The 13,285-nt window shown below is 57.4% G+C and carries 7 protein-coding genes; all 7 read left to right on the plus strand.

What is annotated here, in order from left to right:
* The first annotated feature begins 76 nt into the window (after positions 1 to 76).
* A complete protein-coding gene (locus tag DYU11_RS07435; RefSeq protein ID WP_158600235.1) occupies positions 77 to 3,097 on the plus strand; it encodes a SusC/RagA family TonB-linked outer membrane protein in 3,021 nt (1,006 codons plus the stop codon).
* A 54-nt stretch (positions 3,098 to 3,151) separates the two neighbouring features.
* Positions 3,152 to 4,894: a RagB/SusD family nutrient uptake outer membrane protein gene (locus DYU11_RS07440; protein ID WP_119667027.1), complete on the plus strand. Its 1,743-nt coding sequence runs from the start codon at positions 3,152 to 3,154 to the stop codon at positions 4,892 to 4,894.
* A gap of 218 nt (positions 4,895 to 5,112) precedes the next feature.
* Positions 5,113 to 6,063, plus strand: a complete 951-nt coding sequence (locus DYU11_RS07445; RefSeq protein WP_119667028.1) for an RraA family protein — start codon at positions 5,113 to 5,115, stop codon at positions 6,061 to 6,063.
* A 27-nt stretch (positions 6,064 to 6,090) separates the two neighbouring features.
* A complete protein-coding gene (locus DYU11_RS07450; RefSeq protein ID WP_119667029.1) occupies positions 6,091 to 7,398 on the plus strand; it encodes a mandelate racemase/muconate lactonizing enzyme family protein in 1,308 nt (435 codons plus the stop codon).
* Between the two features lie 57 nt (positions 7,399 to 7,455).
* Positions 7,456 to 10,359 (plus strand): glycosyl hydrolase 115 family protein, encoded by a 2,904-nt coding sequence (locus DYU11_RS07455; protein WP_119667030.1) that lies wholly within the window; start codon positions 7,456 to 7,458, stop codon positions 10,357 to 10,359.
* A 17-nt stretch (positions 10,360 to 10,376) separates the two neighbouring features.
* Positions 10,377 to 11,783: a glucuronyl esterase domain-containing protein gene (locus DYU11_RS07460; RefSeq protein ID WP_199736687.1), complete on the plus strand. Its 1,407-nt coding sequence runs from the start codon at positions 10,377 to 10,379 to the stop codon at positions 11,781 to 11,783.
* 27 nt (positions 11,784 to 11,810) lie between these two features.
* On the plus strand, positions 11,811 to 13,265 hold the full coding sequence (gene uxaC, locus DYU11_RS07465; protein WP_119667032.1) for a glucuronate isomerase: 1,455 nt from the start codon (positions 11,811 to 11,813) through the stop codon (positions 13,263 to 13,265).
* The last annotated feature ends 20 nt before the right edge of the window (positions 13,266 to 13,285 follow it).

Here is a 13,285-nt window from a genome sequence, read left to right on the forward strand (position 1 = left end):
ACAACCCGCTCTGCCGGTTCGACTACCCGGATCTGCAAAGCGTATCCTGTTATTCCTATTTATATGCCTCAGCAGCGTGGCGGCATTTGCCCAGACCAGCCAGGTGAAAGGGGTGGTTCTCGACGAAACCAACCAACCGCTGCCCGGCGTCAGTATTCTTGTTAAGAACACCCAGCGAGGGACGGCGGCCGACGCCAATGGTCGGTTCACCATTGCCGCCGAACGCGGGAATATCCTGGTCCTCTCGCTGGTTGGCTACGCCAGTCAGGAGGTAACCGTTGGTAATCCGGCGGAGGAACTGCGCGTACAGCTTACACCGGCCAACAACCAGTTGAACGAAGTGGTCGTGGTTGGTTACGGTACCCAGCGCCGTTCGGACCTGACGGGGTCGGTCGTATCGGTGGATGCCAAAGCGTTGAAAGAAGTGCCCTCGGCCAACGTACTGCAGGCATTGCAGGGCCGTGCGGCCGGGGTTGACCTGGCTCGTACGGGTACGGCGCCGGGTGCCGGTGCTCAGCTCCGGATTCGGGGTAATCGCTCGCTGAGTGGGTCAAACGACGCCCTGATTGTGGTAGACGGTGTACCCTACGGTGGCAGCCTGAACGACCTCAATACCGACGACATTGCGACTATCGACATTCTGAAGGATGCGTCGGCCACGGCCATCTATGGGTCACGAGGTTCAAACGGCGTATTGATCATCACCACCAAGCGCGGTCGGGCGGGAAAACCGCAGGTCAGTTACAACGCCTACGCCGGTCAGAATACCGTGCTGGGCCAATACCCGATGCTGAACGGTGCTGAGTTCAAAGCGATGCGCGATCTGGCGCAGTACAGCGCCGGGTACTCGCCCGACGAAACGGCGGGTATCGCAGCCGGAACCTCTACCAACTGGCAGGACCTGCTCTATAAAAAAGGCTTCGTTACCAACAATGAGCTCAGTCTGTCGGGCGGAACGGACAACACGCAGTACAGTTTTTCCGGCGGTTATTACAAAGAAACGGGGGTAATCACGGGGCAGTCGTTCGAGCGGTTTTCCCTGCGTACGTCGATTGATACCAAAATCGGAAACCGCGTAAAAGTTGGGCTGACAAACCTGAGTAACCTCAACTACACCCGTGGGGAAGGGGTGAATCCGATCTACAACACACTGCGGCTAAGCCCGCTCACTTCGCCTTACCTGCCAGACGGTTCACCTAACCTGCGCCCGCTGCAGGGAACAATCGATGAACTGTCGAGCATGAACCCGATTACGCTGGAAGACGAAAATGCCATTGTGCAGCGTCGGCGTCGGATCACTACGTTCAACAGTCTCTATGGCGAAGTGCAGATCATTGACGGGCTCAAGTACCGGCTGAACGTCGGTCTGGATTTCCGGCAGGAAAACTTTGGCAGCTATACCGGGCCGAATACGATCATCAACCCCGGCTCGACCCTGCCGACGCAGAACAGTGCGGCCGTACAGAACGGTGAGTCGTACCGCTACACCATCGACAACATCGTGACCTACGACAAGGTGCTGGCTGAAAAACACCGCCTGACGTTCACGGGTTTGTACGGCGTTCAACAGGATCGCGGCTTTACCAACCGGGTCGAAGCGACGGGTCTGCCCGCCGACTACATCCAGTATTATAACCTGAATCTCGCCAGCGGTACGCCCGTAGTGCCGGCGGGTGGCAATAACAGCTTTAACCGGAGCGGTCTGGTGTCGATCATGGCCCGGGTGAACTACGTGTTCAACGACCGCTATCTGCTGACGGCTACGTTCCGGCGCGACGGCTCGTCGGTGTTTCCCGAAGGTACGTGGCTGAATTACCCCGCCTTTGCTCTGGGCTGGAACATCAGCAACGAAGATTTTATGAAGGAACTGACGTTCATTTCGAACCTGAAGCTGCGGGCCGGTTACGGGATCACGGGGAACCAGGGCATTCCGTCCGGAGCGACGCGGGGCAGTCTGTCGACGAACCGCTATAACTTCGGTACCGTCAACTCGCTGGGCTACTTTGTGAGCAGCCTGGGCAACCGCGACCTGCGCTGGGAATCGACGAGCAACACCAACCTTGGCGTTGATTTCGGCTTCTTCAACAACCGCATCACCGGCTCAATTGACCTGTACCGGCAAGTTACGGACCGCCTGCTGGTGCAGAAAAACCTGCCCCTCAGCAACGGTGCCAACAGCTACTGGACCAACGCGGCCAAAACCCAGGGACAAGGGGTTGAGGTAGTGCTCAGCACCGTAAACGTTGACAACCGGACGGCCGGCTTCAAATGGACAACCGACCTGAACTTTGCCATTAACCGGGAGAAAATCGTAGCGCTGGAAGACCCTGCCAAAACCCAGGACATCGGCAACGGCTGGTTCGTCGGACAACCGCTCAACGTCATCTACGATTATAAGAAAATCGGTATCTGGCAGACCAGTGAGGCTGAGCAGGCCAAGCAGTTCAATGCCGTGCCGGGACAGATTAAGCTCGAAGACCTCAACGGCGACGGTCGGATCACCGATGCCGACCGTACGATTGTCGGCTCGTTCCAGCCGAAGTGGATCGGTGGGATGACGAACCGGTTTACGTATAAAAACTGGGACCTGACCGCTACCATGAACGCCCGCATCGGCAACACACTGGTGGCGACGTATTTCCAGAATGACGGAACGGGCACGGGGTACGCTTTCCTGAACAACGGCCGGGTGAACCAGGTGAAATTTGATTACTGGACAGTGAACAACCCGACCAATGCGTTCCCGCAACCGGCTCCGGGCGACCGTATTAATTACTCCTCGACGCTGGGGTACCACGACGGCTCGTTTGTTCGGATGCAAAGCCTCAGCCTGGGCTATACGGTACCCAATAGTTTCCTGAATAAGATCGGCTTCGGATCGGCGCGGGTTTACCTCACGTCGCGGAACCCCTTCCTGATCTACTCGCCGTTCGTAGCCAATGGACTGGGTATCGATCCCGAGGGAACCGGTACTGGTGGGGCAGTGCCGACGCAGGGAGCCAGCAGCGGTACGGGCGTATCCACGCGGGCAATCACCGTTGGGTTGACAACTCCGCCGACCCGCCAGCTGCTGATTGGTGTAAACCTTAAATTCTAAATTACTGCTCCCAACTCGTTCAATCAGGTTGGGGTAGCCAAATGCAAATACATCATGACAATCAATAGAAAATTAAAACTAAGCAGTGTGGCTCTGACGTTGATGGCCCTGCTGTCGACAAGCTGCCAGAGTGTACTCGATCAGGAGTTTCGCTCAGAACTGGGCCCCGAGTTCTTCGCCACGGCCGGCGGACTGGAGGGCGGTATTACGGCCTCGTATTCGATCATGCGTTTCTTCTGGGGCTCAGAAGGGTTTACCTACACCGCCAACGCTGGTACGGATGAGTCGATTCTGGGAGCCAGCGACGGCGACCGGACGTACTTCGAGTATGCCAACATCCTGCCGTCGAACGGGAACATTACCGGTATCTGGAACAACGCCTATCAGGCCATTAACAACCTGAATGGAGTGCTGAAATTTGGACCGAGCGCGAACATTGACGCGGCTCGTCGGACAACCCTGCTGGCCGAAGCCAAATTCCTGCGGGCGTTCTACTACTTTGAACTCGTAAAGACGTTCGGAGACGTACCACTGAGCCTTCAGTTTATCGACGTACCGACTACATCGGCGGCCCGGGCACCCATCGCTGATGTGTATGCCGCGATCATTAAGGACCTGACCGAGGCTATTCAGGAGCTGCCCAACACGGCTACTCCCTCAAAAGGCCGGGCGGCCAAGCCGGCTGCGCTGCACCTGCTGTCGAAAGTATACCTGACTCGCGGCTGGTCGGCGGCTGCTCAGCCAACGGATTTCCAGAACGCCTACACCACGGCTAAGCAGTTGATCGACAACCAGGCTACGTATGGGGTAGGGCTGGAGCAGGATTTTGCGAACGTACACCGCGAAGGCAACGAGTATGGTAAAGAAGTGCTGTTCGTCGTAGACCGCAACACCGATCCCAGCTACGCAGAAAGCCAGTTCAATAACTCGCCCCAGATTGCAAACGGCAACAAAGAGAACCGGTCAAACTTCTTCTGGGTGTCGCTGTATACCAACGCCCTGAACGTCAACGCGGGGATCAGCGGAGCGCCAAATAACACCATCGCCGTGATGGACCGCGATTTGCGCAATGGTCGGCCGTTCCGGCGGTTCCGGCCGACCAATTACACGCTGAACACGGCTTTTGGCGATCGCGCGAACGATTCGCGGTATTTTAAAACGTTTCAGTCGGCCTGGATTTTCAACCGGACGGTGCCCGTGACGACTTCCCGCGGTACGTTGGCAGTTGGCGATACGGCTATCTGGATGCCAGGGGTAGAAGTGACCGAAGCCCAGCGCCGGGCGTTCAAGGGGGTAATCATTGCGCCGTCGCAGTACACCGCTGACCTGCACCCGACCATGACGAAATATGCCGCCGTAAACCGACTGACGGTCAATGAGTCGTCGTACCGGCCGTATATCCTGTTCCGGCTGGCGGATACGTACCTGCTGGCGGCTGAAGCATACATCAAGGATAACAAACCCGCCGAAGCAGCCACACTGATCAACGCCGTCCGGCAGCGGGCCGCGTACCGGGCGACCAACACGGCCGCGCAGAACACAGCCGCAGCCGCTGCGTTGACCATTACCCCAGCGCAGGCCACGATTGACTTCCTGCTCGATGAGCGGACGCGTGAGCTATACGGCGAATACGTGCGCTGGCAGGATCTGGTTCGGACGCAGACGCTGAAGACCCGGCTGGAACGCTATAACCCAACACCGGGCTTCCGGGATTTCCACGTGCTGCGGCCTATTCCGCAGTCGCAGATTGACCTTACGACCACCGGTCCGAAGTTTCCGCAAAACCCGGGCTACTGATCGTCACGACGACGTAGACCGGCACCGATAATTGATTAATCATAGGTTTTGTAATGCGCACACTCCCTGACATTCGGCAGGGAGTGTGTTTTCTCAAATAGGAAAGCATGCTGGCCAGCATGCAGCGTTCTGTAAACCGATTGCATAAGATAGGTAGAAGACAGGTGCAACCTGCTTATTCACATCAAATTCTAAACCCTAAATTCCAGACAAAATCTATGAAGCTGGCATGCATTACAGCAAGTTTACTCTGCCTGTTTGGTAGCCTGACGGTGTCGCTGGGACAACAGATTTCCCGCGAGGATCTGATCGCCATGACGCCGGAATGGAAAGGTGAGCGCTATCCTGACGGTCGCCCGAAAGTACCCGATTCCATTCTGAAGCGGATGAAAATGGTAACCCACGAAGAAGCCTGGGCTGTTCTCCGTAACGAAAACTACAAGTACCAGTACGCGGATGGCTGGAAAACCATCAACCCCGACAGTGTGCTGGTTGGACGGGCCGTCACGGCGACGTTTATGCCCGGTCGGCCGGACGTACACCGTTTTCTGGACAAGAAAGGCCACGAGAAAGACGGGCGCGTGAAAGCGCAGAACACCTGGCCAATTGCCCTGCTCACCAAAGGCGATGTGTACGTAGTGGATCAGTTCGGGATGCACGAAGACGGCCCGACCATCGGCGATAACCTCGGCAACGACATTTACACAAAAACCGGCAACGGCATCGTATACGAGGGGGCCATTCGCGACGTCGACGGGCTGAAGGAACTGGGCGGGTTTACGTCTTTTTTCCGGTCATACCACCCGTCGCACCACCTCAACGATCCCAATGGCGCCCTGAACACAACGCTGGTGAGTATCAATCAGCCGACGCGCATCGGCAAGGTGATGGTGATGCCCGGTGATATTGTGCTGGGTCGCGATGGGGGCGTGATTTTCATTCCGCCCCACCTGGCCGAAAAGGTGGTAAAAACCTCTGAGATCGTTCGGCTGCGCGATATGTTCAGCCACCAGCGGCTCCGCGAGCAGAAATACACGTCCGGGCAAATTGATACCCGTTGGTCGGCCGACATCGAGAAGGATTTCTCGCAATGGCTCAATACGTACATCGACAAACTGCCCGTCCCGAAAGAGCAGATTCAGGAATTTTTGAAAACCCGTACCTGGTAAGTCAGACACCTAAACCCTCATAAAACCATGAAATCAACTACTTACCAGTCGGAAAACAAGTCGCTCGGCCGGCGTTCATTTTTAACCAAAAGCGCCCTGGCCAGTGCATTTGCCGCTACGTCGATGTCGTCGTTCGGCGAGGGCCTCGAAACAGCCCTTGATCGTACCCCGCAGTCGTCGGCCCCGTCGGATCTGAAAGTTACGGACATCAAATGCGGCTACATCCGTAACGGACACAGCCTGTTTGTGAAAATACACACCAACCAGGGGATCTGGGGCTGCGGTGAAGCCGTTGACGCCACGCCTGGAACGTACCACCTGGTGAAGATGATGGGGCAGCGGATTAAAGGTAAAAGTCCCCTGAACGTCAACCGCTTGTTTGAAGATGTGCGCAAGTCGGGCTTCTTCGAAGGGGCGCAGTCGGGGATGTACATCGGGGTGCTGTCGGCGGTCGAAACGGCGCTTTGGGATCTGGTCGGGAAAGCGCTTGGCTTACCGGTCTACCAGCTGCTGGGCGGCAAATACCGCGACAGGGTGCGGGTGTACTGCGATACGGGTGCCTACCGGGAAACCGACACCAGCCCCGAATCATTTGGCAAAAGCGCCAAACGGGCCGTCGACATGGGCTTTACGGCCGTTAAGTTCGACATCGACGAACGCAATGACCCGAACAAATACGACGCGTATAACTGGACGGCAAGCCCCGGCGAACTGGAGCGGATGTATAACCAGATTTCGGGAGTTCGGAAAGCCATCGGCTCAAAAGTCGACATCTGCGTCGATATGCACGGTCGCTACGACGTAACGACCGGTCGGCGGGTGGCCAAGATGATGGAGCCGCTGAACCTGATGTTTCTGGAGGAGCCCATTCCGGCCGAAAACCCGGAAGCGTACCGGCAAATCCGCGAAGCAACCAACACGCCGATCTGCGCGGGCGAAAACCACTACCTGGCGCATGGTTTCCGGCGGATGCTCGAAATTGGCGCGGTAGACATCATCATGCCGGATTTACAGAAGGCCGGCGGACTGGGCGAAGGGCAGCGGATTGCCAACCTGGCTAACCTGTACTACGTGCCGTTTGCCCCGCACATGGTGGCTTCGTACCTGGGCGCTATGGCGTCGAGCCACGTGTGCGCGTCGGTGCCGAACTTCCTGATTCTGGAGTGGCAGATTTACTTCCACGAGGACCCGATGTTCAAGGACATTGTGACGTTCGACGGCCCGATGGTGAAAGATGGCTTCATTCCGCTGTCCGAAAAACCGGGTATCGGCGTCGAAATCAACGAAGAAGGGATGCGTAAATACGCCACCAAGGACGTACCGTTTTTTGTGTAGATAAACGCTTGCCCTAACCCCGCAGTGGGGTTAGGGCATCACTAAAAGTTAGTTCTGATGAACCGTCTGCTTTTTCTCACGCTGTTTACTTTCGGCTTAATTGCCAACGCCTTTGGTATCGACCCTGACACCTACGTTTCGAGCCGGAATGGCCAGGGACGGTTTGCGTTGTCGGAGGGCGGAAAGTCGGCACCGCTGGTCGTAAGTACCGCTGAGTATGCAGGCGTAATCCGGGCCGTCAGAAACTTACAGACCGACATCAGGCAGGTAACGAACGCCGAACCGACGTTGGCCACAAACCAGCAGACAGCCGCTAAGCAGGTTGTTCTGATTGGTACGATTGGCAAAAGCCCGCTGATCAATCAACTGATAAAAGCCCGGAAGCTCGACGTATCAGCCGTAGCGGGCAAGTGGGAAACGTTCATCATCCAGACCATCGAGAAACCGCTGCCGGGCGTTGATCGGGCGCTGGTCATTGCCGGTAGCGACAAACGCGGCACGATCTACGGGATCTACGACCTTTCGGCGCAGATTGGCGTATCGCCCTGGAACTGGTGGGCCGACGTACCGGCCGCGCAGCAAGCCAATTTGTACGTATTACCCGGTCGGCATACGCAGGGAACACCGGCGGTGAAGTACCGGGGTATTTTCATCAATGACGAAGCACCGGCCCTCTCGGGCTGGACAAAAGAGAAATTCGGTGGTTTCAACCACACGTTTTACGAACACGTATTTGAGCTGATTCTGCGCTTAAAAGGCAATTACCTCTGGCCGGCTATGTGGGGAAATGTCTTCTACGACGATGATCCGCTGAACCCGAAGCTGGCCGATGAATACGGCGTGGTGATCGGCACCTCGCACCACGAACCGCTGATGCGGGCGCACGACGAATGGCGACGCTACGGCAAAGACAAAGGCCCCTGGAATTACCAGAAAAACGATTCGACGCTGCGGGCGTTCTGGAAAAGCAGTATTCAGCGGATGGGCACCAACGAAAGCATCGTCAGCATTGGGATGCGGGGCGATGGCGACGAGCCCATGAGCCGCGAAAGTAACATTGCCCTGCTGGAACGTATCGTGGCCGACCAGCGGAAAATCCTGACGGAAGTAACCGGCAAGGATGCCTCGGCAACCCCGCAGCTCTGGGCTCTGTACAAGGAAGTGCAGGACTACTACGACAAAGGCATGCGCGTTCCCGACGACGTAACGTTGCTGCTCTGCGACGACAACTGGGGAAACATCCGAAAGCTTCCGGCACTCGGGGCACCAAAACGCAAAGGCGGCTACGGTATCTACTACCACTTCGATTATGTGGGTGGACCCCGTAACTACAAATGGCTGAACACCAATCCCATTGCCCGTACGTGGGAGCAGATGAACCTGGCCTATCGGCATGGCGTCGACCAGATCTGGATCGTGAACGTCGGGGATATCAAACCAATGGAGTTCCCGATTGAGTTCTTCCTGGATTTCGCCTGGAACCCGGACAAATGGCCGGCCGACAAGCTGAACGACTACACGCGGTTGTGGGCCGAAAAGCAGTTTGGCAGCCGGCACGCGGCCCGCATTGCCAACATCCTGACCCGATACACGCAGTACAACGCCCGCCGGAAACCGGAGTTACTGTCGCCCGATACCTACAGCCTGACCCACTACCGGGAGGCCGAAACGGTCGTGGCGGATTATAACCAGCTGCTGGCCGAAGCCGAATCGATTGCCAAAGAGCTGCCGGCTACGTATCAGGACGCTTTTTTTCAACTGGTGCTCCACCCCGTAAAAGCCTGTGCCAACCTGAACGAGTTGTACGTGACAACGGCCAAAAACCGGCTGTACGCCAAACAGGGCCGGGCATCGACCAACGTACTGGCTGAGCGCGTGAAGCAGTTGTTCGAGAAAGATGCGCAGATTACCCGTTACTACAACGATACACTGGCTGGTGGCAAATGGAGCCACATGATGGATCAGACTCACATCGGCTATACGTACTGGCAGCAGCCGGAAAAAAACGCAATGCCGAAGGTCGAAACCATCACGGTGCCTGCCGCGGCTGAGATGGGGGTGGCCGTTGAGGGGACCGAAAGCTGGTTCCCGGGCTCCGGAGATGAACTGACGCTGCCCACGTTCAGCGCCTATCAGCGTCCAACGTATTACATCGACCTGTTCAATCGCGGACAGGGTACGTTCACCTACACTGCCGAAGCCGGTGCTCCCTGGGTGAAACTAGCTGCTCCGGCCGGAACGATCGCTACCGAACAGCGACTTTGGGTAAGTGTCGACTGGGCGAAAGCACCCACGGGCACGAACCAGGCCCCCGTTACGATAACCGGTCCGAATGGGAGCCGGGTGGTAGTTCGGGTGGTGGTCAGTAACCCCGTATCGCCAAAGCCCGGCGACGTAAACGGGTTTTTGGAGAGCAACGGCTACGTTGCTATTAATGCCGAACACTACAGCCGGGCCGTCGGAACCGCAGCGATCAACTGGCAGCGCATTCCGGCTGTTGGCCGAACGGGGGATGGTGTAACGGTGTCGCCCGTTACGGCCCCTGGTCAGGACAAACTGGCTGGTGATTCGCCCCGACTGGAGTACCGCGTGTACCTGGCCGACAGCGGAACGGTTCGGGTGCAGACGTACCTGTCGCCGACGCTCAACTTCAACGACAACAAGGGGCTGCGGTACGCCATCTCGTTCGACGACGAAGCCCCCCAGATCATCAACATCCACGCCAGCGAAACCAACCGGGTCTGGGAGCAATCGGTCGCCAACAACATCCGCGTGCTGACGTCCCGGCATACGCTCAGCAAACCCGGCGAACACGTCCTGAAGTTCTGGATGGTCGATCCGGCGGTGGTTGTCCAGAAACTCGTTATCGATCGGGGTGGGGTAAAACCGAGCTACCTCGGGCCGCCCGAAAGCGTACACGCACCAGCACTGAGCGACCTGAGCAAGTCGTCCACTAACTGACCTACTCCTTGCCTATCATGCGTAAAACTCCACTCATTTACGGTTTACTGCTGGCCATGCCGATCGTGGGCCAGGCTCAGTTTGGTCCCCGAACACCCGAGCAGGACAGCCTGTTTGCCCGCCAGCAGCGCAAAACTCAGGCCGACCACCGAGCCATGATGGCCGCGCTGAATATCAAAGAACTGCGGCCGGGACCATCGGGGAATCCGCAGGCGCCAAACGCAGCCAACGTAGACGAAAGCAAGGCTACAACCTACACCGCACTGCCCGATCCGCTGACGCTGAAAAACGGCAAAAAAGTCACGACTGCCAAAGAATGGTGGCAGAAACGGCGGCCCGAAATTGTGGAGGACTTTGACCGGGAGGTGTACGGGCGTATGCCGGCCAATACCCCAAAAGTCACCTGGGAGGTGGTCAGCTCAATAGATACCGTCAACGGCGGCTACCCTATCAAACTGAAGCAACTGGTCGGCCACGTCGATAATTCGGCGTATCCGGCCATCAAGGTCGACATTGAACTTACCCTGGCAACGCCCGCCAGGGCGACCGGACCGGTGCCCGTCATGATGAGCTACGGCTTCCGGTTCCCGGCCGGGTTCCGGCCTCAGCAACCGCCCGCATCCACGACGGCCCCGGCGCCACTTACCTGGCAGCAGCAACTGCTGGCTAAAGGCTGGGGGTACGCCGTGATTTACCCCACCAGCTACCAGGCCGACAACGGTGCCGGCCTGACGGAGGGCATTATCGGCTTAGTCAACAAAGGACAGCCCCGCAAACCCGACGACTGGGGAGCGCTTCGGGCCTGGGCGTGGGGCGCCAGTCGCGCTCTGGATTATTTCGAAACCGACAAGGCCGTTGACGCCAAACAAGTTGGTATTGAGGGCCTGTCGCGCTACGGAAAAGCCGCTGCGGTCACGATGGCCTACGAACCCCGCATCGCCATTGGCTTCATCGGATCGTCGGGCGAAGGGGGTGTTAAAATTCATCGGCGCACCTTTGGCGAGCAGGTCGAGAACGTAGCATCGTCGGCCGAATACCACTGGATGGCGGGTAATTTTATCAAATATGCCGGCCCGCTGACGCCGAACGACCTGCCGGTTGATGCGCACGAACTGGTTGCTCTGTGTGCCCCACGGCCGGTATTTATCAGTTCTGGTTCGCCTAAGGTGGAAGGGCAGTGGGTCGACGCGAAGGGCATGTTTCTGGGGGGCGCCTATGCCGGGCCGGTCTACGAACTGCTCGGCAAAAAAGGACTCGGTACAATGGAGTTTCCGCCCATTGAAACGGCGCTTGTTGACGGCGACGTTGCGTTCCGGCAGCACAGTGGCGGGCATACCACCGGCCCCAACTGGCCGACCTTTCTGCAGTTTGCAGATCGATACGTGCGCGTGAAAGGTGAAACCGCCAAACGGGGTGGAAAGTGACGACGAAAAGACGACAAATCAGTTGACATGCAAACCATTGATATAGACTACAGCCTGTCGGCCAGCGGTAATTTTCTGGACGAAAACTTTGTCCTCGACAGCGAAACCGCCCGTTACCTGTATTTCGAATTCGTGCAGAATTTGCCCATCGTGGATTACCACAATCACCTGCCCCCCGATGAGGTCGCGACGGACAAACGCTACGCCGACATGACGGACTTGTGGCTCAAAGGTGACCATTACAAGTGGCGCGCCATGCGGGCAAACGGCATTCCGGAGCGGCTGATTACGGGCGATGCCGGCAACGCCGAGAAGTTTCAGGCCTGGGCGCAGACCGTCCCGTATACCATGCGTAATCCACTGTACCACTGGACGCACATGGAGCTGAAACGGCCGTTTGGTATCAGTCAGCTGTTGAACGAAACAAGCAGTCGGGCGATCTATGAGCAGTGCAATGAACAGTTGCGGCATCAGTGGTCGGCGCGTTCCCTGCTCCAGTACCACAACGTCAAGGTAGTTTGCACCACCGACGAGCCCACCGACGATCTGCGGTATCACCAACAATTTGCCGCCGAACGCGCTGCCAACGGCGAAGAAGGCTTGACAATGCTGCCTACCTTCCGGCCCGATGCGCTGTTTCCGGTTGCGGGCACAGCCTGGCGGGAGCGGATAGAGCAGTTGTCGATCAGCAGCGGCCTGGCCATCACCGACCTGGATTCGTTCGTGCAGGCGCTGGCCCGGCGGGTTCAGTTCTTCCACGAGACGGGTTGCCGGGCCGCCGATCATGGACTAGCCCAGATGCCACCCGTCGTGGACCGCACGACCGAACTGGACAAGGCCTTCAACCGACTGTTGACGGGGCAGATGGAAGCTGATCCGATCCAGCTCGAACAACTGACCGGCTACGTACTGCTCGAACTGTGCCGGATGTATCACCAGCGGGGGTGGGTGCAGCAGTTTCACCTCGGTGCTCTGCGGCAGGTCAATACGCGGATCACCCGGCAGCTCGGCATTAACGTAGGCGTCGATTCGATGGGCGATCTGCCGCAGGCCAACCGCCTGGCGTCGTTTCTCGATGCGCTGGACAAAACCGATAAGCTCGCCAGAACGGTGCTGTATAACCTGAACCCGGCCGATAACGATGTCTTTGCGACAATGGTCGGTAACTTTCAGGATGGGAGCGTAGCCGGCAAGATGCAATGGGGCTCGGCCTGGTGGTTCCTCGACCAGAAAGATGGGATGGAAAATCAACTGAACATTTTGTCGAATATGGGCTTGCTGAGCCGGTTTATTGGCATGGTAACCGATTCGCGCAGCTTCCTGTCGTTTTCCCGTCACGAGTATTTTCGACGAATTCTGTGCCGTCTCATCGGTAGGGATGTGGAAAATGGTCTTTTACCTAAAGACCTCAATTGGCTGGGGCAATTGGCAGCCAACATCGCTTACCATAACGTCACTAAGTATTTTGATTGGGAAAACTAACTCCTCGCCGAACGGAATTG

Origin of the sequence: Fibrisoma montanum (assembly GCF_003583365.1) — a bacterium.
Lineage (GTDB): Bacteria > Bacteroidota > Bacteroidia > Cytophagales > Spirosomataceae > Fibrisoma > Fibrisoma montanum.